The organism is Paraburkholderia phenazinium (genome assembly GCF_900100735.1).
Taxonomy (GTDB): Bacteria; Pseudomonadota; Gammaproteobacteria; order Burkholderiales; family Burkholderiaceae; genus Paraburkholderia; species Paraburkholderia phenazinia.
Genome location: NZ_FNCJ01000005.1, coordinates 282,498 through 307,105, shown reverse-complemented (window position 1 = coordinate 307,105; position 24,608 = coordinate 282,498). Strand labels below are relative to the sequence as shown.

Genomic DNA, 24,608 nt, shown 5'->3' with positions numbered 1-24,608 from the left:
GTTCCCCCTATGATGCGGGAACGGCGAAACGTGCTGCAACCTGGCCGGATGGCCAGATCCGCGCTGTGCTGCCTAGGTACTGCCTTAGCGGACGACCTGTGCGAGGCTGCCCGACTTGTACTTCTCCGCAATTTTATCAAGCGAAATGGGCTTGATCTTGCCAGCCTGGCCTTCGGCGCCAAAAGCGACGAAACGGTCCACGCAAATCTTCCTGGCCGCTTCGCGCGCCGGCTTCAGGTAATCGCGCGGGTCGAACTTGCCCGGATTTTCCGCCAGGTAGCGGCGGATCGCACCGGTGATCGCCAGACGCAGGTCAGTATCGATATTAACCTTGCGCACGCCGTGCTTGATGCCTTCCTGAATTTCTTCGACCGGCACGCCGTAGGTTTCCTTCATGTCGCCGCCGAATTCGCGGATTTCCGCGAGCAGCTCCTGCGGCACCGAGGACGAACCGTGCATCACCAGGTGGGTGTTCGGAATGCGCTGGTGAATTTCCTTGATGCGCTGGATCGACAGAATGTCGCCCGTGGGCTTCTTGCTGAATTTGTACGCACCGTGTGACGTGCCGATGGCGATTGCCAGCGCATCGCACTGCGTCAGCTTGACGAAGTCGGCGGCCTGCTCCGGATCGGTCAGCAGTTGCTCGCGCGTCATCGTGCCTTCCGCGCCGTGGCCGTCTTCCTTGTCGCCCTTCATGGTTTCCAGCGAACCCAGCACGCCGAGTTCCGCTTCCACCGTCACGCCGATCGAGTGTGCCGCTTCCACGACCTTGCGCGACACGTCGACGTTGTACTCGTACGACGCAACCGTCTTGCCGTCGGCTTCGAGCGAGCCGTCCATCATCACGCTGGTGAAGCCGCTACGGATCGCCGCCATGCACACAGCCGGCGACTGCCCGTGATCCTGGTGCATCACAACCGGAATGTGCGGATACGACTCAATCGCCGCTTCGATCAGATGACGCAGGAACGGTTCGCCCGCGTACTTCCGCGCGCCAGCCGAGGCTTGCATGATCACCGGGGCGCCGACCTGATCAGCCGCAGCCATGATGGCCTGCACCTGCTCCAGATTGTTCACGTTGAATGCCGGCAGCCCATAGCCGTTTTCGGCGGCATGGTCCAGCAGTTGACGCATTGATACGAGAGGCATGCTTTACTCCTTAGATTGAAACGAATCCTGTGCCGTCGGCATCTATTTTTACAATTTTATCGCGAAGCAAGCCGCATACCCGTAGGCAGCAGGCTCGAAGCTCGCCCGGGGGCTAGCTCCAAAGGCCTGCGCGCCGCCTCTCGCGGGGTGCTGCGGCTGCTTCGCCGTGCCGATCCTAAGCAGTTTTAAAGCCGATCAATACGGTTCGCCGACCCGCACGATCTTCAGCGTGTTCGTTCCGCCAGCCTGACCCATCGGTTCGCCGACGGTCAGCACGACCATGTCGCCGCGCGATGCGTAGCCTTTGCTCACCACCGTCTCCAGCGCCTGCTGCAACGCGGTGTCGCGGTCGCTGCTGGTGTCCAGATGCAGCGACGTGACGTTGCGGTAGATCGCCATCGCGCGCTCGCTGCCCACCCGCGGCGTGAGCGCGAAAATCGGCACGTGGGTCCAGTGACGCGACATCCACAGCGCGGTCGAGCCCGACTCCGTCAACGCGACGATCGCCTTGGCGCCGAGGTGGAACGCCGTGAACAGCGCGCCCATGGCGATCGACTGGTCGATGCGGGTGAAGGTGCGGTCAAGGAAATCCTTGTCCAGCTCCGACTGCTCCGACTTCTCCGCTTCGACGCAGATGGCCGCCATCGTCTCGATGGTCTGCACCGGGTACTTGCCCGCTGCGGATTCGGCGGACAGCATCACCGCGTCCGTGCCGTCCAGCACCGCATTGGCGACGTCCGACACTTCGGCGCGGGTCGGCACCGGAGCGTAGATCATCGACTCCATCATCTGCGTGGCGGTAATCACGAACTTGTTCGATTCGCGTGCCATACGAATCATGCGCTTTTGCAGCGCCGGAACTGCGGCATTGCCCACTTCCACGGCGAGATCGCCACGCGCGACCATGATGCCGTCGGAGGCGTCGAGGATGCCTTGCAGCGCCGGAATCGCTTCGGCGCGCTCGATCTTGGCGATCATCTTCGGCTTGATGCCGTAAGGCGCGCCCGCTATGTTCGCGAGCTGGCGGGCCATTTCCATGTCGGTGGCGTTCTTCGGGAACGACACGGCAACGAAATCCACGCCGAGCGACATGGCCGTGCGGATGTCTTCCATGTCTTTGGCCGTGAGCGCGGGCGCCGTCAGGCCGCCGCCCTGGCGGTTGATACCCTTGTTGTTCGACAGCTCGCCGCCGACCTTCACGGTGGTGTGAATCTCGCTGCCGAGCACGCGCACGACATCGAGCACGATCAGGCCGTCGTTGAGCAACAGCACGTCGCCCGGTTTCAGGTCGCGCGGCAGATCTTTGTAGTCGAGGCCGACGCGATCGTCGTTGCCGAGTTCGCATTCGGCGTCGAGGATGAACGGGTTGCCCGGAATCAGCGTGGTCTTGCCGTTTTCGAACTTGCCGACCCGGATCTTCGGGCCTTGCAGGTCGGCCATGATGGCAACTTCACGGCCCGCCTGGCGAGCCGCTTCGCGCACGAATTCGGCGCGCTGGCGGTGGTCGTCGGCCGTGCCGTGCGAGAAATTGAGGCGCACCACATCGAGCCCCGCCTTAATCATTTGCAGCAGGATTTCGGGCGTGCTGGAAGCCGGGCCGATGGTGGCGACAATCTTGGTGGCGCGATGCATGAGTCTCCTCGTCTGGATGGGATCGCTGGAAAGAGCGCTGCGAGTCGGGTGCGGAGGCTGCGCACCGAAGGATGCTGCCGGGGGCTGCGCGCCAGTTGAAACCGGCGTCGCTTTATGGGGTAAAGCGGTGTTCGAGACCAGCGTGCGGGACGCCAGCGGTGCTGCGGCTACGACAGAAGTGTCGCTGCGGGGTTCTGCGTGCGGTGCGGTGGCATGCCCGGCGGGCACGCCTGCGACCGACTCAGTGGTCAACTCCGCGAGCGCCACGAGTGATTCGGATGTTTCGTGTGCTTCGGATGATGCGCCGCCGGCATGACCAGCGGGTGAAACTGCGGGAACCGCTTGCCGCAGTGTCCCGATGGAGCCTGCGGTGCGCTCCCCTGCTTTGACTGCTTGCGCTGCGCTGTTCGCTGCTGACTCGGTAGCCGCTTTCGCTGCCTTGCCCGCCTTGGCGGTGGCTGCGTTTTTGCTGGCCGGCGACTTCATGCGCGTCTTTGCAGTTTTCGCCGATGGGGAGCGCGTTGTCACATTAAACCCGCGATTCCAGGACTTCGACCGCCGGCAGCTTCTTGCCCTCGAGGAACTCGAGGAAGGCGCCGCCGCCCGTCGAGATATAGCTCACCTTGTCGTGGATGCCGTACTTGGCGATGGCCGCGAGCGTATCGCCGCCGCCTGCAATCGAGAACGCCGCCGACTTGGCAATGGCGTCCGCCAGGGTCTTCGTGCCGTTGCCGAACTGGTCGAATTCGAACACGCCGACCGGGCCGTTCCAGACGATCGTGCCGGCCTTTTCCAGTTGCGCAGCCAGGGCCTTGGCAGTTTCCGGTCCGATGTCGAGGATCAGGTCGTCGTCCTGCACATCAGCCACAGCCTTGACTTCAGCCTTGGCGGTCGGCGAGAACTCCTTGGCCGTGACTACGTCGGTCGGGATCGGCACCGAGGCGCCGCGCGCCTTGGCTGCATCGATGATGGCTTTGGCTTCGTTCACCAGATCGGCTTCGGCCAGCGACTTGCCGATCTTCAGGCCGGCAGCCAGCATAAACGTGTTGGCGATGCCGCCGCCGACGATCAGTTGATCGACCTTGTCGGCCAGCGACTTCAGAATGGTCAGCTTGGTGGACACCTTCGAGCCGGCCACGATCGCGACCAGCGGACGTTTCGGTGCGCCCAGCGCCTTGCCGAGCGCTTCGAGCTCAGCCGCCAGCAGCGGGCCTGCGCAGGCGACAGGTGCGTACTTCGCAATGCCGTGCGTGGTGGCTTCCGCGCGGTGGGCGGTGCCGAAGGCGTCGTTGACGTAGACGTCGCAAAGCTTCGCCATCTTCTGCGCGAGCTCGTCGGAATCCTTCTTTTCGCCCTTGTTGACGCGGCAGTTTTCGAGCAGCACGACCTGGCCGGGCGCGACGTTCACGCCGTTTTCGACCCAGTTCGCCACCAGCGGCACGTCGCGGCCGAGCAATTCGGCCAGACGCTTCGCGACCGGCGCGAGCGAGTCTTCCGGCTTGAACTCGCCTTCGGTGGGACGGCCCAGGTGGGAAGTCACCATCACGGCGGCGCCGGCGTCGAGCGCGGCCTTGATGGCCGGCACGGAGGCGCGGATGCGGGTGTCTTCGGTGATGTTGCCTTGATCGTCCTGCGGAACATTCAGGTCGGCGCGGATAAACACGCGTTTGCCGGACAGCTTGCCTTCGGAGATCAGATCGGAGAGACGCAATACCTGGTTCATGAGCGTTTGGTTGCGAGTTGATTGGAAGGCGGTGACGGACAGCGCGCGAACAGCCTGCGCTCAGGGGCCCCGCGGGGGTGGCCCCATGAACAGGCCCGACGGCATCTGCCGCAGCGTCGCGCAGTGATCCGCAAGCCGATCATTTTAACCGATCCCCACCCCGTCAGGCCCCGCGCCGAGGCGAATGTCCCGTATTTGGGAGATGCGCTGCGCATGCTGCATCGCAGCGTACACGCGGGAGTCAGTGAAAAACAAGACGCAGGAGCGTGAAAGTCAGCATGCCGGCGATGATCGTGCCGAGCATGGTACGCCGCCACAAAAACCAGCCGAGCCCGGCAAGCGTCGCGTAAAGCTCGTGGTTCGAGAGCGCGAACGAAAGCCCATTCGGGGTCGCCACCACATCCGGCAGCACCACGGCGGCCAGCGCCGCCGCCGGCGCGTAGCGCAACATCCGCTGCAGGCGCTCCGGCAAAACGGCGCGCTCGCCGCCAATCAGGAACAGCGCCCGCGTGAAAGCCGTGACAAACATCATGCCGAAAATGGCAATCCAGATCTGCGTGCTGGTCATTGTGAGCCTCCGCGGGAGCCGCCGCCGGAATCCCCGGCGCTGTTACGGATGCGGCGCAAGTCGGCACGCTCGATCAGCAAATCGGTGCAGCTGCCGGCGACGATCGCCGTCAGCACCGCAAGCGGCAAGGCCAGCCGGTACGGCAGGTCGAAGGCGAGCAGCGCGACGACGCCAGCAATGAGCACGGCGACCAGCGTCGAACGGCTACTGATGGCCGACACCATCACCGGAATCAGCACCAGCGTGCCGGCGAGCGCGAGACCCCAGTTATCCGGAATCATGCTGGCGAGCAGGATGCCGAGAATCGACGACACCTGCCAGGACAGCCAGCTCGCGCTCGCCATGCCCCAGAAGTACGCCTCCTTGCCCGGCACGTAACCGGTCTGAAAGCTTTTCTTCTGAAACAGCAGGTAGATGACGTCGCCGTTGAAATAACCCAGCACGATGCGGCGCCACATGGGCAGATAGGAAAAATGCGGCGCGAGGCCCGCGCTGAAGATCACGAAACGCGTATTCACCATCGCCGCGGTCAGCAGCACGGTCCAGACCGGCAATTTGGCGGCGAAGAGCGGCAGCACGGCCACTTGCGACGAACCGGCGTAGCACAGCAGCGACATGGTGAGCGCCTGCGGCAGCGTGAGCACGGACTTGCTCATGGCCATGCCGGTGACAAGGCCCCAGGAGAAGATCGCCATCAACGCGGGCGAGTAGTCGCTCAAGCCTTCGCGGAAAGCACGGCGTTGCAGATCGGACGGGCTAGCGAGCATCAGACGGGGGCTCTGGGGCGGGGCGCGCCGCGACGGCATGGAGTCGGCGCCAGCTCGACAAACAGCCACTGGCGCATGCGGATTGGGATTCTGCGTGCGCCGGATTATAGCGTCCGGCATGCGGCCTAATGCCCGTTCCGTGTGCAAAAGACGTTAAAATAACGGACTTCGCCGCTTGCCGGGCCTCTGTAGGCCTCCCGCCCGTCCTGGCGGGCTTGCGCAACCCTTCACAACGCACTGCTGGAGAATCGTATGTCAATGGCCGACCGCGACGGCAAGATCTGGATGGATGGCAAGCTCATCGACTGGCGCGATGCCAAGATCCACGTGCTTACTCATACGCTGCACTACGGCATGGGTGTTTTCGAAGGTGTGCGCGCCTACAAGACGGCCGACGGCGGCACCGCCATTTTCCGTCTGCAGGAACACACCAAGCGCCTGCTGAACTCGGCGAAGATCTTCCAGATGGATGTGCCGTTCGACCACGAAACGCTCGCTGCCGCGCAGCGCGAAGTGGTGCGTGAAAACAAGCTCGAGTCCTGCTATCTGCGCCCGATCATCTGGGTCGGCTCGGAAAAGCTCGGCGTGTCCGCCAAGGGCAACACGATCCACGTGGCAATCGCCGCCTGGCCGTGGGGCGCCTACCTCGGCGAAGACGGCCTGAAAAAGGGCATCCGCGTGAAGACCTCGTCGTTCACGCGCCACCATGTGAACGTGTCCATGGTGCGCGCCAAGGCGTCGGGCTGGTACGTGAACTCGATCCTCGCCAACCAGGAAGCCACCGCCGACGGATACGACGAAGCGCTCCTGCTCGACGTAGACGGCTACGTGTCGGAAGGCTCGGGCGAGAACTTCTTCCTCGTGAACAACGGCAAGCTGTACACGCCGGACCTGTCGTCGTGCCTCGACGGCATCACGCGCGACACGGTCATCACGCTGGCGAAAGACGCCGGCATCGAAGTAATCGAAAAGCGCATCACGCGTGACGAGGTCTACACCTGCGACGAAGCGTTCTTCACCGGCACCGCTGCTGAAGTCACGCCGATCCGCGAACTCGACAACCGCACGATCGGCTCCGGCGCACGCGGCCCGATCACGGAAAAGCTGCAAAGCGGCTTCTTCGACATCGTCAACGGCAAGAGCGAGAAGTACGCGCACTGGCTGACCAAGATCTGAATCTGAAATTAAAGCAGGCCGCCCACGTGGCGCGCCTGCGCCCTGTCTCCACAGAGAAAGCCCCCATGAGCGAAATCAAGGAAATGCCGCTGGTCGAACTGTCGGCAAAAGACCTGCCCGCCTACTGTCCGAACCCGTCGATGGCGCGCTGGAGCGCCCATCCGCGCGTGTTTATCGACGTCACGCACGGCGAAGCGCGCTGCCCGTACTGCGGCACGCGCTACAAGCTGCGTGACGGCGAAGTGGTCAGAGGCCACTGAAAGCCGCTCACCGGCTGGGCACGCCCACTACAATCAGGCCGCATGTTGCGCGCGGAGCCAGTCGTACTGGCGCCGCGCGTAAGCATGTGGCCGCTTCCCTTTTAAAATCAGAACGCTGTGCGCCCGTGCGTGCGGCGCGTTCTTTCGACACCGGAAACCCACCCTGATGCGTCGCGCGTTGGTTATCGCACCGAACTGGATCGGTGACGCATTGATGGCGCAGCCTTTGTTCTCGCGCCTCGTCAAACTGCATCCGCGCATCGTGATCGATGCGGTTGCGCCCTCGTGGGTCGCGCCCGTGCTGGAGCGCATGCCCGAAATCCGCGACGTCTATGCCACGGATCTCGCGCACGGCAAGCTGCAGATGCTGCGCCGCTGGCAACTCTCGAGCGACCTGCGCGAGGTCGGTTACGACGCGGCGTACGTGCTGCCGAATTCGCTGAAATCGGCGCTGATTCCGTGGATGGCGGGCATTCCGCTGCGCATCGGCTATACCGGCGAAAGCCGCTACGGCCTGCTAAACGTGCGCCACGCGAATCCGCGCAAGGACGAGCGCCCGCCGATGCTCGCCCATTACGCGGCGCTCGCCTACAAACCCGGCGCAAAAGTGCCCGACGATCTGCCGATGCCGCGGCTCGACACCGACCTGAACGAAGCGTCGCGCGTGTCGGCCCGCTTCAATCTGGACACGCGGGTGCCGCTGCTGGTGTTCTGCCCCGGCGCCGAGTACGGTCCGGCCAAGCGCTGGCCGCCCGAACATTTCGCGGCCCTCGCGCAAATCGTCGGCCAGTCGTTCCCGTACACGCAGATCGTCGCGCTCGGTTCGCCGAAAGACGCACCGCTCGCCCAGGCGATTGCCGAGCGCGCGCCGAACGTGCGCAACCTGTGCGGCCAGACCGCGCTGGGCGAGGCCTGCGCGCTGATCTCGCGCGCCAACGCCGTAGTGACCAACGATTCCGGCCTGATGCACGTGGCCGCCGCGCTGCGCCGGCCGCTCGTGGCCGTGTACGGCTCGACCGATCCGCGTCACACGCCGCCATTGTCCGAGCTTGCGAAGGTACAATGGTTGCATCTCGAATGCAGTCCCTGTTTTGAGCGCGAGTGTCCGCTCGGTCATCTGAACTGCTTGCGGCAATTGAGCGCCGAGCAAGTGTTCGGCGACCTGCGCGGCATGCTGCTCGCGCAACGCTGAACCGTCCGGCAGCCGCACGCCGCGTTGCAAACCCGCCACGTGGCGTCATCCCCGCGCCTTCCAGCGCGGGCATCCTCGCGGTTGTCCCTGGGTTGTCCTGGGTTGTACCGTTAACTGTTGCCCCGCAACCGCGCGCCCTGCGCACAAGAGACTGACGAGCCATGCCACGTTTTGCCCACATCTTCGAAGCCGCTGCGGATACCCTCAACGCCTATTACCAGGCGGTGGCGGAGGTCAATATCGACAGTTTGATGGGCCTGTGGATCGACGAGGAGTTCGCCAGCTGCATCTGCGCCGACGGCTCGCACCTGCATGGGCTCGACAGCATTCGCGCGGGCCTCACCGTTCAGCTCGAAACCGCGCCGGTTTCGATCGAACCGGTCGACATCCGCGTGTACGACAGCCTGGGCACCGTCGTGTACGCGATTGCGGAAGCGCACCGCCCCGCCGACCCGAAGGCCGCGCCCGCCATGGTGTTCACCACCTATGTGATGGTCCACGAACGCGGCGAATGGAAGATCGCACATATTCACGCAAGTGCGATGCCGAACGAAGCGGCGAACCAGTTTGCTGCGAAAATGCGTCATGGTCAGGGGTCATTGCACTGACGCGGTACGTTTTCCGTTTTTTCGGTTGCCGGTATGAGCACGACGCACAACAATAGCGTTTCTCCCCCCTCCGCCCGCGCGGCGGCCGGTGAGGCGAGCGTCGACATGTTCTATCGCGCGCCGCTGTGGCTGCCGAACAGCCATATCCAGACCATCGTTCCCGCGCTGTTCGCCCGGCTTCCTGCGGTGACCTACCGGCGCGAGCGCTGGGATACGCCGGATGGCGATTTCATCGAGCTCGACTGGCTGGTGCATGAAGGGCGCGGTGCCAGGCTGGCGCTGAACGATCCGGCGATCGGAGTTCAGGCCGGCGGCGAACAACCCTCGCCCGACGCGCCGCTCTTCGTCCTGTTTCACGGCCTCGAAGGCAGTTCTGCCTCTCACTACGCCCGTACGCTGATGGCTAGCGCACGCGAGTTCGGCTGGCACGGCGTCGTGCCGCACTTTCGCAGCTGTAGCGGGCCGTTGAACCTGTTGCCGCGCTTCTATCACCTGGCCGATAGCGCCGAAGTGGACTGGGTGCTGCGGCGCCTGCGCGACACGCATCGCGGGCCGATCGTCGCGGCGGGCGTGTCGCTGGGCGGCAATGTCCTGCTTCGCTGGCTGGGCGAGCGCCGCGAAGACGCCTCGTTTATCGCCGCGGCCGCGGCGATCTCCGCCCCGCTCGACGTCCATGCCGGCGGCCGGGCGCTGTCGCAGGGCTTCGGCAAGATGTACACGCGCAACTTCCTGAAGACGCTGAAGATCAAGGCGCAGCAAAAGCTCGTACAGTATCCGGGCCTGTTTGACGGCAACGCGATGCTCGCGAGCCGTAACATGTACGAATTCGACAATGTCGTCACCGCTCCGCTGCACGGCTTTCGCGACACCGACGACTACTGGACCCGCGCGACCACCCGGCCGCTATTGCCGGAGATCACCGTGCCCACGCTGGTGCTCAACGCCCGCAACGATCCGTTCCTGCCTGGCGCGGTGCTGCCGGGACGGCACGAGGTATCGGCCGCGGTCGAGCTGGATCAGCCGCAGCAAGGCGGCCACGTCGGCTTCATGACAGGCCCGTTTCCGGGCCGCATCGACTGGCTGTCGCAGCGCGTTTTCAACTACCTCAACCCATTCGTCGACCATGGATGACATCGTTCGCCAGGCGCTCGCCAAATGGCCCAACGTGCCGCATTGCACCGGCTGGCTGCTGCTCGACCGGCGCGGCAACTGGCGCATGCGCGACGACGAGGCCCAGGCGCGCGGCGCGCCGGGCGAGCCGATCCGCCATGTGGCGCTGCTCGCGTTCATCAACCGGAACTACGAGGCGGACGCCGGCGGGCAGTGGTTTTTCCAGAACGGACCGCAGCGGGTGTATGTGGAGTTGGGATATACGCCGTGGGTGGTGCGGCTGGGGGCTGCCAGCGATAGCGATGAGCTCTCGCTAACCGATCAGGCGGGCAATGCGTTCGAGCCGTCCACGGCTTATCTTGATGACGAAGGCGGCGTGCTGTTCGCGGACACCTCGACGCCCCCGCGTATCGCCGTGCTGCATGATCACGATCTCGATCTGTTTTCCGAGCACGCTGATGTGGCTGAGGACGGCAGCAGTGGGCGGTTCCGTTGGCGCAATGGCGTGACGTTGCCGTTGCAGCCGGTGTCGCATGCCGACGTGGCAGCGCGCTTTGGCTTCGTCGCCAGTCCAGCACAGGCGGCGAAAGGCGGCGCGGCGGCGTAGCCATCGGCGAGGCGTCCAGCCCGATCTGCCAGCGGCACCGCGCTGTTATGATAAGCGCCCTCTGAAGGAGCCCCGCCATGCCTGAACTCACTCACTTCGACGCCGCCGGCCAAGCGCATATGGTGGACGTCGGCGCCAAGCAGGAAACCAAACGCATCGCCATCGCACGCGGCTCGATCCGCATGCTGCCGGAGACGTTTGCGTTGATCCGCGACGGCAATGCCAAGAAAGGCGATGTGATCGGGATCGCGCGAATTGCTGCGATTCAGGGCGCCAAGCGCACCGCCGATCTGATTCCGCTGTGTCATCCGCTCGCGCTCACCCGCGTCAAGGTGGATTTCGAACTCGACGAGACGCTACCCGGCGTGCATTGCACGGTGCAGGTAGAGACGTTGGGGCGTACCGGCGTGGAGATGGAAGCGCTGACTGCCGTACAGGTGGGACTGCTGACCGTGTACGACATGTGCAAGGCGGTGGATCGCGGCATGACGATCACCGATGTGAAAGTGCTGGAGAAGCACGGCGGGAAGTCGGGGGATTGGGTGGCGGCGTAAGCGCTGCTGCTGCGCTTCACCGCCCTCCTGCGCCGTTTAGCTCAACCCGCAAGCGACGACCTCGATCAGTCGTCGCTATCGTCATCATCCTGATTGACGTCTTTTGGCGGCATGCCGTACTCCTTCACCAGCTCCGCCTTGAAGCCCGCAAGGCTCTTCTGCTCGTCGCACAGCTCGTACAGATAGCCCTGTTGCGACGGCCAATCGTGCAGCTTTTCCGCGAAAAGCTTCAGGCGCGCCACGGTATCGAACGCAGCGTTGGTATCGCCGCTCAGCGCCTGCAGCACCGCATAACGCCGCAACACTGTCTCACCCGGCAGCAGCGCGAGCGCCTGCTTGTGCATGGCGAGCTTGTGGTCCAGATCCATGGCGTTCATCGGCAGCAATGTCGCCATGCCGTACTCGCCCCAAGCCCGGAACAGGAACGAAGGATCGTTGCGATACTGCTCGGCCGGACTCGTGCCGTAATACAACACCTCCGAGCGGTTGTAGTCGCGACAGATCGGATACAGCGCGGCGAGGCCGCCGAACACGATAAGCATGTAGACGTTGAACGACACACGGCTCGGCACCAGCCGCAGCGAGCGCGTTTCCAGCAGACCGAACACGAACATCGCAGGCAGCAGGAAGAACATGTATTGCTGCGGATACTCGACCAGCGCATGCATCACCAGCACGCCAATCAGCGCGATGCCGAATACGCGTGCCGCGGTATGCGGCGCACGGACCACGCGCACCAGCCACGCTACCAGACCGAGCAGCACGATCGCGAGGCCGATCAGCCCCGTCTTGCCCAGCAGATCGATGAAGATATCGTGCGAGTTGTTGGCGATCTCGACGCCGCCCAGCGTCCGTACGAAGTCGAACTGGTAACGCGGAAACTCGCCCCAGCCCACGCCCAGCAGCGGGTGCGTCTTGAACATCGTCCAGCCATACTTCCAGAGCGCGAGACGCGGCGCGATCTGGCCAGCGTCCTTGAAGCGGTCGGCAGCGGACTCGGCCAGATCGAGCTGATAGTGCACGTTGGCCCAGCGAACCAGCGCATTGACCGCGAAGAACAACACGCCCAGCACTATCGGAATCAGCCATTCGCGGTTGCTACGACGCAAAGCCGGGTTGCGCCGGATTTCGGCAAACGCCATCCAGAAGCCGGCGACCACGATCACGCCCATCTGCAACCAGGGGCCGCGCGAGACAGTCAGCGCCAACCCGGTCGAGAACACCACCGACAGCAGCCCCCACACGATCACGGGTAGGCGCCGTGTCTGCACCAGGAACAGGGCTCCGGCCATCGCGAAAGCAATATAAGTGGCGAGGTGGTTGGCCTGCGCCATATTGCCGAACGGCCGACGCTCCACCGTGATGTTGTACCCCACGACGAACGGCGAGACCTTGGTCTCCAGATGGAACAGCTGAATCACCTGGCAAAACACCGCGAACAGCCCGCCGAAGATCAACGCCGTCGCGGCCCAGCGCAGCACCGTCTCGTCCATCTTGGCGCGGCTGAGGGCGTAGCCGGTGTGGGTCGCCATGAACGCCGCGAGCAGATAGCCCGCGCCGAGCCAGTTCATCGACGGCTGCGCGACCGGCAGCACCAGCGTCTGTACGATCAGCACCAGCCCGAACAGAAGCGGCACGAGCGCGACCGTGGGCGAGGCAAACGTGACGTGCTGCCGCTCCGACCAGACCAGCAGGACCACGGCCGCGCTGGTCACCACGTACAGGACAAGTGTGGTGAATTCCGCGTAAAAAGTCGGGATCGGATAGGTATGGACGGTGACTGCATAAGGCAGAATCAACGCACAAGCCAGCAATACGAGAGATAAATAGCGCGCGAATGGGGTGGGCATGAGGAACCGGGGGCGTCAGCAACCGGCGCACTATACAAAAAAATCCTCCCCCTGTGCGCCGGACGGCCTTAAATATCCCGAAGTTAGCCCGAAGTTGCCCCGCAGCTCCCCTCCCCCTCACCTCGGCATCAACTCCGGCATTCAGGCGGCGCCAGATTCGACGGTAAGGTCGGCGCATCTGCAGGCAGTGGTCCTGCGCCCGGCGCAGGCAACGACGAAGCGCCCTTGCCGCCGGCAAAACACTCCCACGTCACCGTCCCCGGTTGCGCGGAACCCTTGACGAGCGCGATGCGCGCGGTCGGCGTATCGGCGTTATCGGGCACCGACGGCACCAACACCAGCGTATTGGTGCCTGCGGGCGCCACGCGCGTGGTAAATGCGACGCTAATCTGCCCCGTGTCGTCATCCACGTGCACGGATTCGACATTTCGGGTGGCTGGCGGCGGCGCGTAGCCGCCGCCGAATGCGCTGCCGCTGGCGGCATTCTCGGCCACCGCGAGCCGCGCCGACGCCGCGAGCGAAAGCCCCTCGCCGACGCGGCTGCGAGCCAGATAGTCCTGGTAAGCGGGAATCGCATAGGCTGCGATCACCCCGACGATGGCGAGCACGATCATCAGTTCGATCAGCGTGAAGCCAAGCTTGCGGCCGAACCGTGCAATTCGTGCGGGCCATTGCGCGCCGGGCTCGGAGATCCGTGCGCCGGCAGCAGGGTCGTCGCGCCGCAACAGCACGCAACGGAAGGCAGAGGTGGGAAAAGTAACGGTCATCGGCAGGCTCCTGAAACGAAAAACGCCTGCCCCGCGAATCGGAACAGGCGCTTTGATCGTAGCCAGCCGCGTGGATCCTAAACAGTCAGCCAGATGGCTAACGTCGGACCCGGCGCCCCTTTGCCGGGGCGTATGGCCTTAGTGCGAACCCGGCGGCAACTGCGCCGCTGCCCGGCCAGCGTTACGGCGCTTGAGCACGTATCCGAGGATCACTACAAACAGCGCACCCGCGATGCTCATGCCGTACTCGGCCACCGGGGTGTCCAGGATCGGCCAACGATCGCCAGCCGGATCGTTGATGATGAGGCCACCGGCAATCCAGCCCAGCAGCGCCGCACCCAGCGTAATCACAATAGGGAAGCGGTCCAGCAGCTTCAGCACCAGTTGGCTACCCCACACGATCAACGGAATGCTCACCACGAGGCCGAAGATCACCAGCGCGAGGCGGTGTTCCGGATCAGCCGCTTCGGCCGCGCCGGCAATCGCGATCACGTTGTCGAGACTCATCACGGCGTCGGCGATGATGATGGTCTTGATTGCGGCCATCAGCCGGTCGGCAGGCTTGATGTTTTCATGCACGTCATGCGCCGGCGCCATCAGGCGCACGCCGATCCACAGCAGCAGCAGGCCGCCGGCGAATTTCAGCAACGGCACGTCGAGCAGCACCACGGCGAACGCGATCAGCGCGACGCGCAGCAGGATCGCCCCCGCCGTCCCCCACATCACGCCCTTGACGCGCTGGGCCGGCGGCAGGTTGCGGCAGGCGAGCGCGATCACCACCGCGTTATCGCCACCCAGCAGGATGTCGATCACGATGATCTGGATAACGGCGCCCCAGTGGAGCGTGGCGAAGAACTCGAGCATGGAGAGAACAATAGAAGGAAGAGAAGCGAACAGGCAACCGCGATGAAGCTGCATGGGGCCAGAGTAAGTGCCAAAGCGCTAACGCTGACCGACAGCTAAAGCACTAACTCCGGTCGAGACAACAAAAAAGCGAGGGAGCAATTGCTCGCTCCCTCGCTTTAGGACTGCGTTCTTACGAAAGGGTTTCGTAAGAGTATCAAAAATAAGCCGATCGAGTCAGCCTATTTCGATTTACAGCATCGCCTTCAGAAGACGCGCCATTTCCGACGGGTTCTTCGTGACCTTGATACCGCATGCATCCATGATTTCCAGCTTGGCTTCAGCCGTATCGGCGCCGCCCGAGATCAGCGCGCCAGCGTGACCCATGCGCTTGCCGGCCGGAGCCGTGACACCCGCGATGAAGCCAACCACCGGCTTCTTCATGTTGTCCTTGATCCACTCAGCAGCATTCGCTTCGTCCGGACCACCGATTTCGCCGATCATGATGACGGCGTCCGTATCCGGATCGTCGTTGAACATCTTCATCACGTCGATGTGCTTCAGACCGTTGATCGGGTCGCCGCCGATACCGACTGCCGACGATTGGCCGAGGCCAATTGCCGTCAACTGGCCGACTGCTTCATACGTCAGCGTGCCCGAACGCGACACGACGCCGATGCGGCCCTTGCGGTGGATGTGACCCGGCATGATGCCGATCTTCAGTTCGTCCGGCGTGATCGTGCCCGGGCAGTTCGGTCCGAGCAGCAGCGTCTTGCTGTTCTTCGCGCGCATGCGTGCCTTGAGCTCGATCATGTCACGCACAGGAATGCCTTCCGTGATACAGATTGCGAGATCCAGGTCGGCTTCGACGGCTTCCCAGATGGCAGCAGCAGCGCCTGCCGGCGGAACGTAAATCACCGACACAGTCGCGCCCGTTTCAGCCTTGGCTTCAGCGACGCTTGCGTAAATAGGAATGCCTTCGAAATCTTCGCCGGCCTTCTTCGGGTTCACGCCCGCGACATACGCTTCGCGACCGTTTGCATATTCACGGCAGGCGCGCGTGTGGAACTGACCGGTCTTGCCGGTGATGCCCTGCGTGATGACCTTAGTGTCTTTGTTGATCAGAATCGACATGTATTGACCTCTGTTCGTTTGGCGTCGCGCTGTTGCGCCAACGGGCCGAATGTTCTTAGCCCGCGTCGCTCACGCGCCGCCATTCGTAATCCTGGTGAACGCCCGGCCTGGCTTACGCCTTGCCCGCAGCGGCCGCGACGACCTTCTGAGCAGCTTCTTCCATGCTGTCTGCCGCAATGATCGGCAGGCCGGATTCAGCCAGCATCTTCTTGCCCAGGTCTTCGTTCGTGCCCTTCATGCGGACCACGAGCGGCACCTTCAGCGAGACAGCCTTCGACGCAGCGATCACGCCTTCCGCGATCACGTCGCAGCGCATGATGCCACCGAAAATGTTGACCAGAATGGCCGTCAGATTCGGGTTCTTCAGCATGATCTTGAACGCTTCCGTGACCTTCTCGGTCGTGGCGCCACCGCCCACGTCCAGGAAGTTCGCCGGTTCGCCGCCGAACAGCTTGATGGTGTCCATCGTCGCCATGGCCAGACCCGCGCCGTTCACGAGGCAGCCGATGTTGCCGTCGAGCGAGATGTACGCGAGGTCGAACTTCGATGCTTCGACTTCAGCCGGATCTTCTTCGTCCAGATCGCGGTAAGCCACGATTTCCGGATGACGGAACAGTGCGTTCGAGTCGAAGTTGAACTTGGCGTCCAGTGCGATGACCTTGCCGTCGCCGGTCAGGATCAGCGGGTTGATTTCGGCCAGCGATGCGTCCGTTTCCCAGAATGCCTTGTACAGGCCTTGCAGGATTGCGCGAGCTTGCGGCAGCGAAGCGGCGGGCACGCCGATCTTCGTTGCGAGTTCATCCGCTTCTGCGTCCTTCAGACCGGTCGACGGGTCGACGGCGATCTTGTGGATCAGCTCAGGCGTCTTTTCCGCGACTTCTTCGACGTCCATGCCGCCTTCGCTCGAAGCCATCACGACGACCTTTTGCGAAACACGATCGATCACGAGGCCGACATACAGTTCCTTCTTGATGTCAGCGCCTTCTTCGATCAGCAGGCGGTTCACCTTCTGGCCTTCCGGGCCAGTCTGGTGCGTGACGAGTTGCATGCCGAGGATCTGGTTCGAGAATTCACGAACCTGTTCCAGCGACTTCGCGACCTTCACGCCGCCACCCTTGCCACGGCCACCCGCGTGGATCTGAGCCTTCACGACCCATACCGGGCCGCCGAGCTCTTCTGCGGCCTTGACCGCGTCATCCACCGAGAAGACCGGCTTGCCGCGCGGTACCGCGACGCCGAATTTCCGCAGGATTTCCTTACCCTGGTACTCGTGAATCTTCATGCGTGATTCCCTTCAGTCTGAGAGTTGGATTGAACTTCGTTTCCGCTGCTGTCGTTCAAACGGGACGTGCCGGCGCCGTTGCCGTTTCCGGCGGCGTGGCGTGTTTGCTCGCTTGCTGTATCCGCACGCTCCGCTGAACGCGGCGCGTGGCCATACCAGCGCGGATAAAACTGTCGCACCGCCTCGCCGTCGAATCGCAGCGCGTGGCAGCGACCCAGCTGGAATGGCGGCTTGTCGTTTGAATGTTCGTCTGAGGCTTGAGGTGAAGCGTCCCCTGAACCCGCTTCGTGCGGCGGCTTGCCGCCATTGGTATTCCACACATCGCCGGCGAACGCCTGAATGGCAGCGGTAGGAAGGAAAGCGCACAACTCGGTGAGATGCGTGCAACCTGCCGTACCGCTGAGCAAACGGGCGGATTCGCGACGGAAGTTGTTGAACAGATTGAGCCCGATGAGGGCACGATAGGCGGGATTGGTGGCTTCGCACAGACCAGGATAGGGCACCCAGTCGGACGACGCTTGCGCGTCGACAACGTTGAGCTTGCGATCGATCGTAATGCGGAGCCAGAGTTCATGGATCGGCTGACCGTTGGGCCGGACGCCCGACGCAAGCACCACATCACGTGGCTTTTGGTCGGTTAGACACGCCTCTATATCCCACAGGCCGTCCTCGCGCTCATAGGCTTCCGCACGAATTGCGCGGCGATGGCGCAACTGACGGGAAACTGGCGGGGGAAGCGGCATGCGGAAGGAAAAGGCCGAATTGGAAAACCTTTGAATTTTAGCATACTGCATATTTGAGACAGCGTGGATTGTGCATAGCACCAATCCGGTGCGGGCCGATGCGGCCCAGTGTCGCGTGGCGTTGCGTTGTGTTGCCGTGTCTGGACAGGCTGGCGGAGGGTTTGGCCCGGTTCGGCCGGGCGTTAAGCGGCGGCGTGGTGTCAGTCGCCGGCCCACTCCTCGTCGATCCCCTTGAGGATCTTGCCGATGGTCGCTCCGGAAAAACCCCGCGCGGCGAGGAAGCGCGCTTGCCGCGCACGTTCGGCCGGCGTTTCTGGAAGATGGCCGTATTTCTTGCGCCAGATAGCCTGGGCGCGCGCCAGCTCGGTTTCGCGCAGTTGTGCGCTCGCCTCTTCGATCAGGGTCTGGCCGACCGCATGACGCTTCAGTTCACCCACGATCCGGTTCGCACCGAGGCGCGACGCGCGGCGGTGAATCAGGCTCTCGGCAAAGCGCGAATCCGACAGCCAGCCTTCGCCTTCGAGCGAATCGAGCAAAGCCTCTAGAGAGTCCGCCTCTTCAACGAACGGCATCAGCTTGCGCGAGAGTTCGGCGCGGCTGTATTCGCGGCGGGAAAGATAGCCGAGTGCGCGCCCTTTTAGCGAGCGGACAGGGCCTTTGGACTTGTCGGCTGCGCGTTCCTGGTCCGGGCGTGCTTCTCCGGGGACGCGGCGCGAGCGGGTGTAGGTAGTTTCTGTAGACGAATCAGCGGTGTCGCCCTGCCCCGAAGGCACGGAGCCGCGCTGCGTTGAAGGCGCACGGCCGGAAGCCCGGTCGTGCGCATCAAAAGATTCGAACGGGTCGAATGGATCGAGTGGATCGCCGTCACGCGGGCCGTCCGCATCACGTCCTGCATCGGATACAGGCCGGCCCTTGCGTATCACGCGACGATTACTCCTCTTCGCCCGCGACTTCGGCTGCGCCTGCGGCGACTTCCGCCATCGCATTCACGCCCAGCGATTCACGGATGCGGTTCTCGATTTCGCGTGCGATCTCGGGATTTTCGCGCAGGAATTCGCGTGCATTGTCTTTACCCTGACCAATGCGCTCGCCGTTGTAGCTGTACCAGGCACCGGCCTTGTCGACGATCTTCGCTGCCACGCCCAGGTCGATGACTTCGCCTTGGCGCGAAATGCCTTCGCCGTACAGGATGTCGAAAATCGCTTCGCGGAACGGCGGCGCCACCTTGTTCTTGACGACCTTCACGCGCGTTTCGTTGCCGATCACTTCGTCATTCTTCTTGATCGAGCCGATACGGCGGATATCCAGACGCACGGATGCGTAGAACTTGAGCGCGTTACCGCCCGTGGTGGTTTCCGGGTTGCCGAACATCACGCCGATCTTCATACGAATCTGGTTGATGAAGATGACCAGGCAGTTCGTACGCTTGATCGTGCCGGTGAGCTTACGCAGCGCCTGCGACATCAGACGTGCTTGCAGACCCGGCAGCGAGTCGCCCATTTCACCTTCGATTTCGGCCTTCGGCACGAGAGCCGCGACCGAATCGATCACGATCATGTCGATCGAGCCCGAGCGCACCAGCGCGTCGGCGATTTCCAGCGCCTGTTCGCCCGTATCCGGTTGCGAAACCAGCAGGTCCGACACGTTCACGCCGAGCTTGCCCGCGTACTGGATGTCCAGCGCGTGTTCCGCGTCGATAAACGCTGCCGTGCCGCCGAGCTTCTGCATTTCAGCGACGACTTGCAGCGTCAGCGTGGTTTTACCCGACGATTCCGGCCCGTAGATTTCGACCACACGGCCACGCGGCAAACCGCCGACGCCCAGCGCGATGTCGAGGCCAAGCGATCCCGTTGAGACCACTTGAATGTCTTCGACTGCCTCGCCTGCGCCGAGCCGCATGACCGACCCTTTGCCGAACTGCTTTTCGATCTGCGCGAGCGCGGCGGCCAAGGCCTTGCTCTTTTCAGCCGTCAGTCCAGCCGAGCCTTTCTTGCTTTCTTCCATGAATCGTCCTTTGCTATGATGAACGGCGTCTGAGGCAGATGTGCAGCCCATTCATCACGGACAGCACCCTAAACGCAGACACTGTATAAAAAAACAGTAGTTTTGGCAAGCACGATTCGCACATGGCGCTACTTATGTGCGGTCAAAGTGCGCCGACTACCCAGAAAAATCTTTGGAGACCGCTGCGCGCCGGGCATTACTACGGTGCCAGCAAGGCTGGCTGGCGCATCATGCGAATTCTCATTGCCGAAGATGACAGCATACTCGCGGACGCTCTGATTCGATCACTCCGCCAATCGGCATACGCCGTTGATCACGTGAAGAACGGCGTCGAGGCGGATACTGCGCTGTCGATGCAAACGTTCGACCTGTTGATTCTCGATCTCGGCCTGCCGCGCATGTCCGGGCTCGAGGTGCTGCGCCGCCTGCGGGCGCGCAATTCGAACCTCCCCGTATTGATCCTGACCGCTGCGGATAGCGTCGACGACCGCGTCAAAGGGCTCGACCTCGGCGCCGACGACTATATGGCCAAGCCGTTCGCGCTCAACGAACTCGAAGCGCGCGTGCGCGCACTGACCCGGCGCGGCGCGGGAGGCGGCCCGACCGTGGTACGGCACGGCTCGCTCTCGTTCGATCAGGTGGGGCGGATCGCTTATATCAACGACCAGGTCATCGAGTTGTCGGCACGCGAACTGGGCCTGCTCGAAGTGCTGCTGCAGCGGATCGGCCGGCTGGTGTCGAAGGAGCAGCTGGTCGATCATCTGTGCGAGTGGGGCGAAGAGGTCAGCAACAACGCGATCGAAGTCTACGTGCACCGTCTGCGCAAGAAAATCGAACCGAGCGGCGTGCGCATTCTCACCGTGCGCGGCCTCGGCTACTGCCTGGAGAAGGCTGCGCAGACGGCGGCTGGGGCGAGCACGCCGTCCTCTGCCGCGGCGTCCGGCGCGGCCACCGGCGCAACATCGGCGGCGCCCACGCCAGCGCCCAGTCCGTCCAGTTTGCCTGCCACGCCCGAGCCTGCTGCGCCCTCCTCGCCCGCATCCGCTGCGATGCCCGCGAGCCACCACTTCAAATAGAGACCGCTCATGTCCGCACGCGCAGAGCGCGCCGCGGCGCCAGCGGCGAACCTCGACGACGAGGCGCGCGACGCCCGCTACGCGAACCCGTTCGCGCCGCCCGACGAAACCGAAGCCGTCGCCGAGACCCGCCCGCGTTCGCTGTTCGGCGAGATTCTCGACTGGATGCTGGCGCCTTTGCTGCTGTTGTGGCCAATGAGCATTGCGGTGACGTATCTGGTCGCCAAGTCGATTGCCAACGGCCCGTTCGACCGCGCGCTTGAAACCGATGCCTACGTCCTGGCCCGCCAGATCCATCCTGTGAATGGCGTCGCGGAGCTGACGCTACCCGATGCGACGCGCGATTTCCTGAGCGGGGACAACGTCGACAAGGTGTTTTATCAGGTGCTCGGCACCCGTGGCGAACTGGTGGGCGGCGACCGCGACATGCCGCTGCCGCACGAGGAAGACCGGCCGCCGCCGGGGCTGGTCGAATTTCGCGACGATGTTCTGCACGGCAACGATATCCGCGTTGCTTACACGACCGTCGAGTTTCCACAGACACCGGGCGCGCTGCCGGTGCTGGTGCAGGTGGGCGAGACGCTCGACAAGCGCAGCCAGCTCGCCAACGACATCATCAAAGGCGTGATCCTGCCGCAGTTCGTGATCCTGCCGCTCGCGATCGTGCTCGTGTGGTTCGGGCTGTCGCGCGGACTCGCGCCGCTGCACGCGCTGCAGGCGCATATCCGCGCGCGACGCCCGGACGATCTGTCGCCGCTCGAAGCCCATCGCGCGCCGCCTGAGATCGAACCACTGGTAACGTCGTTCAACGACCTGCTAACGCGCCTCGAACAGAATATGGAGCTGCAAAAGCGCTTCATCGCCGACGCCGCTCACCAGATGAAGACCCCGCTCGCCGGGCTGCGCACCCAGGCTGAACTGGCGCTGCGGCAGGACGTGTCGGCAGAAGTGCACCGCTCCCTCGAGCAGATCGCGACGAGTTCCGAGCACGCGGCGCGGCTTGTCACGCAATTGTTGGCGCTCGCTCGCGCCGAAAACCGGCTGTCCGGGCAGATTTTCGCGCCGGTCGAGATCACCGAGGTCGCCCGCAATGCCGTGCGCGACTGGCTGCAGGCAGCGCTCGCCAAGCAGATGGACCTCGGCTACGAAGGACCGGACGAGGCGGTGGAAATAGACGGCAGTCTGCTGATGCTGCGCGAGATGCTCTCCAACCTGATCGACAACGCGATCCGTTACACGCCGGCCGGAGGACGCATCACCGTGCGCGTAAGGCCCGACGCGGCGGCAAGGCAAGTGCATCTGGAAGTGGAGGATACCGGTCTTGGCATTCCGGTCGCAGAACGGACGCGGGTGGTCGAGCGCTTCTACCGGATTCTCGGCCGTGAGGGCGACGGTAGCGGGCTCGGACTGGCCATCGTCCGCGAGATCGCCATCATGCACGGCGGCACGTTGACGATCGAGGACAACGTCTATCAAACCACCCCGCGCCTGGCCGGAACGCTCGTGCGTGTCAGCTTGCGGGCACGTCAGGCGGCCCGGGACTTACCCTAATCGGGTCGAATCAAGCACAACAAAAAATGCGCGATATTCACATTTTGACCGTCGATTACCGAAACTTAGCAAATTATTGAACGAACATAGCCCCACTCGCACCCATTCTCCTGCACCACCAATTTTGAGACACAACGTCAGTAGGCCGTAAGTTTCCGCTCCAATAATCCGATTCACGGGAACGCCTTCCGGGCGGGCCGCGTGCATATATCAAAATATTGGAGACGACATATGGCTACCGTTGGCGGACAAATGTCCCACGTGCCGATGACGCACGATGAGAAGCGGGTGATCTTCGCATCGTCGCTAGGCACTGTTTTCGAGTGGTATGACTTCTACCTGGCCGGCTCACTCGCGGTCTTCATCAGCAAGAGCTTCTTCTCCGGGGTCAATCCAACAGCCGGCTTCATCTTCACGCTGCTCAGCTTCGCGGCAGGTTTCGCGGTGCGGCCGTTCGGCGCCATCGTGTTCGGGCGGCTGGGCGACATGGTCGGGCGCAAGTACACGTTCCTGATCACCATCGTGATCATGGGTCTGTCGACCTTCCTGGTGGGCTTCCTGCCCGGCTACGCCGCGATCGGCATGGCGTCACCGGTGATCTTTATCGCGATGCGGCTGCTGCAGGGTCTGGCGCTCGGCGGCGAGTACGGCGGCGCGGCGACCTATGTCGCGGAACACGCACCGGCAGGCCGGCGCGGCTTCTACACCTCCTGGATCCAGACGACGGCCACGCTCGGCCTGTTCCTGTCCTTGCTCGTGATCCTCGGCGTGCGCACGTCGATCGGTGAAGAGGCGTTTGGTAGCTGGGGATGGCGCGTGCCGTTTCTCGCGTCGATCCTCCTGCTTGCCGTTTCAGTGTGGATCCGGCTGCAACTGAATGAATCGCCGGTGTTCGCGCGGATCAAGGCGGAAGGCAAGACCTCCAAGGCGCCGCTGACCGAAGCGTTCGCCCAGTGGAAAAACCTGAAGATTGTGATTCTCGCGCTCATCGGGTTGACCGCCGGCCAGGCTGTGGTCTGGTACACGGGTCAGTTCTATGCCCTGTTCTTCCTGACGCAGACGCTCAAGGTTGCTGGCTCCACCGCCAATATCCTGATCGCACTGGCGCTGCTGATCGGCACGCCGTTCTTCCTGTTTTTTGGCTCGCTGTCTGACCGGATCGGGCGCAAACCGATCATCATGGCAGGGCTACTGATTGCCGCGCTGACCTACTTCCCGCTGTTCAAGGCGCTGACGCACTTCGCCAATCCGGCGCTCGAAACCGCGACGCAAAAGTCGCCAATCGTGGTGATCGCCAACCCGGATGAATGCTCATTCCAGTTCAATCCGGTGGGGACATCGAAGTTCACCTCGTCATGCGACATTGCGAAGAGCGCGTTGTCCAAAGCGGGTTTGAACTACGACAACGTGGCGGCCCCGGCGGGGACGCTCGCGCAGATCAAGGTGGGCGATACGGTGATCAATACGTTCGACGGCAAGTCTGCGGACGCGAAGGCGCAAGGCAAGGTGTTCGACGAATCGCTCGGCTCGACCCTCAAGGCGGCCGGCTATCCGGCCAAGGCTGATCCGTCGCAGATCAACTGGCCGATGAGCGTGGTGATCCTGACCATCATGATGATCTACGTGACGATGGTGTACGGGCCGATTGCGGCGATGCTGGTGGAGATGTTCCCGACGCGGATCCGGTATACGTCGATGTCGCTGCCGTATCACATTGGGAATGGCTGGTTCGGCGGATTCTTGCCGGCTACGGCGTTTGCGATCGTGGCAGCGAAGGGGAATATCTACTCGGGGCTTTGGTATCCGATCGTGATTGCCATCATCACGTTCGTGATCGGCATGCTGTTCGTCAAGGAGACCAAGGATTCGGATATTTATGCCAAGGATTGAGCGTGGGTCCTGTTGCCTGGGTGCCCGGGCGCCCGCTCATAGCCCGGGCCCCGGGGTCTGAAAATGTTGGCGGCGGGGGTTGACAGACGCCAACGCCGTCTTCATAATCTCGCTTCTTCTTT

General features: G+C 63.2%; 23 protein-coding genes. 10 read left to right on the top strand and 13 right to left on the bottom strand.

Going from position 1 to position 24,608, the window contains the following annotated elements:
• Nucleotides 1-84: 84 nt before the first annotated feature.
• From fba to BLQ92_RS14135, 5 genes are all read right to left on the bottom strand, one after another.
• Nucleotides 85-1,149 (bottom strand): class II fructose-bisphosphate aldolase, encoded by a 1,065-nt coding sequence (gene fba, locus BLQ92_RS14155; RefSeq protein ID WP_090685116.1) that lies wholly within the window; start codon nt 1,147-1,149, stop codon nt 85-87.
• Nucleotides 1,150-1,344: 195 nt separating this feature from the next.
• On the bottom strand, nt 1,345-2,781 hold the full coding sequence (gene pyk / locus BLQ92_RS14150) for a pyruvate kinase (protein WP_090685115.1): 1,437 nt from the start codon (nt 2,779-2,781) through the stop codon (nt 1,345-1,347).
• 529 nt (nt 2,782-3,310) lie between these two features.
• On the bottom strand, nt 3,311-4,504 hold the full coding sequence (locus BLQ92_RS14145; RefSeq protein WP_090685114.1) for a phosphoglycerate kinase: 1,194 nt from the start codon (nt 4,502-4,504) through the stop codon (nt 3,311-3,313).
• A 241-nt stretch (nt 4,505-4,745) separates the two neighbouring features.
• Entirely contained in the window at nt 4,746-5,072 is a 327-nt protein-coding gene (locus BLQ92_RS14140) for an AzlD domain-containing protein (protein WP_090685113.1), read from the bottom strand.
• On the bottom strand, nt 5,069-5,839 hold the full coding sequence (locus BLQ92_RS14135) for an AzlC family ABC transporter permease (RefSeq protein WP_090685282.1): 771 nt from the start codon (nt 5,837-5,839) through the stop codon (nt 5,069-5,071). The genes BLQ92_RS14140 and BLQ92_RS14135 overlap by 4 nt, the downstream gene beginning before the upstream one ends.
• 252 nt (nt 5,840-6,091) lie before the next feature.
• On the opposite strand from BLQ92_RS14135, the gene BLQ92_RS14130 reads away from it, so the two are divergent.
• The 7 genes from BLQ92_RS14130 (at nt 6,092) to moaC (ending at nt 11,346) form a co-directional block, all read left to right on the top strand.
• Nucleotides 6,092-7,015 carry a branched-chain amino acid transaminase gene (locus BLQ92_RS14130; protein ID WP_090685112.1) on the top strand — a complete coding sequence of 308 codons (924 nt, stop codon included), beginning with the start codon at nt 6,092-6,094 and terminating at the stop codon, nt 7,013-7,015.
• A gap of 65 nt (nt 7,016-7,080) precedes the next feature.
• The gene (locus BLQ92_RS14125) at nt 7,081-7,275 is read left to right on the top strand and encodes a zinc-finger domain-containing protein (RefSeq protein WP_090685111.1); all 195 of its coding nucleotides are present in this window, start codon (nt 7,081-7,083) and stop codon (nt 7,273-7,275) included.
• A 166-nt stretch (nt 7,276-7,441) separates the two neighbouring features.
• Entirely contained in the window at nt 7,442-8,467 is a 1,026-nt protein-coding gene (waaF, locus tag BLQ92_RS14120; protein ID WP_090685110.1) for a lipopolysaccharide heptosyltransferase II, read from the top strand.
• A 161-nt stretch (nt 8,468-8,628) separates the two neighbouring features.
• A complete protein-coding gene (locus BLQ92_RS14115; RefSeq protein ID WP_090685109.1) occupies nt 8,629-9,075 on the top strand; it encodes a nuclear transport factor 2 family protein in 447 nt (148 codons plus the stop codon).
• 33 nt (nt 9,076-9,108) lie between these two features.
• Entirely contained in the window at nt 9,109-10,206 is a 1,098-nt protein-coding gene (locus BLQ92_RS14110; RefSeq protein ID WP_090685108.1) for a YheT family hydrolase, read from the top strand.
• A complete protein-coding gene (locus tag BLQ92_RS14105) occupies nt 10,199-10,792 on the top strand; it encodes a DUF2946 family protein (RefSeq protein WP_090685107.1) in 594 nt (197 codons plus the stop codon). Before BLQ92_RS14110 ends, BLQ92_RS14105 begins: the two co-directional genes overlap by 8 nt.
• Before the next feature lie 77 nt (nt 10,793-10,869).
• Nucleotides 10,870-11,346 carry a cyclic pyranopterin monophosphate synthase MoaC gene (moaC, locus tag BLQ92_RS14100; RefSeq protein ID WP_074300698.1) on the top strand — a complete coding sequence of 159 codons (477 nt, stop codon included), beginning with the start codon at nt 10,870-10,872 and terminating at the stop codon, nt 11,344-11,346.
• A 65-nt stretch (nt 11,347-11,411) separates the two neighbouring features.
• On the opposite strand, the gene BLQ92_RS14095 is transcribed toward moaC, so the two are convergent.
• The 8 genes from BLQ92_RS14095 to recA form a co-directional block, all read right to left on the bottom strand.
• Entirely contained in the window at nt 11,412-13,196 is a 1,785-nt protein-coding gene (locus BLQ92_RS14095; RefSeq protein WP_090685106.1) for a PglL family O-oligosaccharyltransferase, read from the bottom strand.
• Nucleotides 13,197-13,324: 128 nt separating this feature from the next.
• Nucleotides 13,325-13,963 (bottom strand): pilin, encoded by a 639-nt coding sequence (locus BLQ92_RS14090; RefSeq protein ID WP_090685105.1) that lies wholly within the window; start codon nt 13,961-13,963, stop codon nt 13,325-13,327.
• A 138-nt stretch (nt 13,964-14,101) separates the two neighbouring features.
• Nucleotides 14,102-14,827, bottom strand: coding sequence for a TerC family protein (locus BLQ92_RS14085; RefSeq protein ID WP_090685104.1), 726 nt, complete (start codon nt 14,825-14,827; stop codon nt 14,102-14,104).
• Nucleotides 14,828-15,058: 231 nt separating this feature from the next.
• Nucleotides 15,059-15,940, bottom strand: a complete 882-nt coding sequence (sucD, locus tag BLQ92_RS14080) for a succinate--CoA ligase subunit alpha (protein WP_090685103.1) — start codon at nt 15,938-15,940, stop codon at nt 15,059-15,061.
• Between the two features lie 112 nt (nt 15,941-16,052).
• A complete protein-coding gene (sucC, locus tag BLQ92_RS14075; protein WP_090685102.1) occupies nt 16,053-17,222 on the bottom strand; it encodes an ADP-forming succinate--CoA ligase subunit beta in 1,170 nt (389 codons plus the stop codon).
• Nucleotides 17,219-17,965, bottom strand: coding sequence for a DUF2889 domain-containing protein (locus BLQ92_RS14070; RefSeq protein WP_090685281.1), 747 nt, complete (start codon nt 17,963-17,965; stop codon nt 17,219-17,221). Before BLQ92_RS14070 ends, sucC begins: the two co-directional genes overlap by 4 nt.
• A 200-nt stretch (nt 17,966-18,165) precedes the next feature.
• Entirely contained in the window at nt 18,166-18,888 is a 723-nt protein-coding gene (gene recX / locus BLQ92_RS14065; RefSeq protein WP_244106046.1) for a recombination regulator RecX, read from the bottom strand.
• Between the two features lie 7 nt (nt 18,889-18,895).
• On the bottom strand, nt 18,896-19,969 hold the full coding sequence (gene recA, locus BLQ92_RS14060; RefSeq protein ID WP_090685100.1) for a recombinase RecA: 1,074 nt from the start codon (nt 19,967-19,969) through the stop codon (nt 18,896-18,898).
• Between the two features lie 230 nt (nt 19,970-20,199).
• Here recA and BLQ92_RS14055 point away from each other — a divergent pair, with 230 nt between their 5' ends.
• From BLQ92_RS14055 to BLQ92_RS14045, 3 genes are all read left to right on the top strand, one after another.
• On the top strand, nt 20,200-21,045 hold the full coding sequence (locus BLQ92_RS14055) for a response regulator transcription factor (RefSeq protein ID WP_090685280.1): 846 nt from the start codon (nt 20,200-20,202) through the stop codon (nt 21,043-21,045).
• Nucleotides 21,046-21,054: 9 nt separating this feature from the next.
• The gene (locus tag BLQ92_RS14050; protein ID WP_090685099.1) at nt 21,055-22,596 is read left to right on the top strand and encodes a sensor histidine kinase; all 1,542 of its coding nucleotides are present in this window, start codon (nt 21,055-21,057) and stop codon (nt 22,594-22,596) included.
• 231 nt (nt 22,597-22,827) lie between these two features.
• Nucleotides 22,828-24,486 (top strand): MFS transporter, encoded by a 1,659-nt coding sequence (locus BLQ92_RS14045; RefSeq protein ID WP_090685098.1) that lies wholly within the window; start codon nt 22,828-22,830, stop codon nt 24,484-24,486.
• The last annotated feature ends 122 nt before the right edge of the window (nt 24,487-24,608 follow it).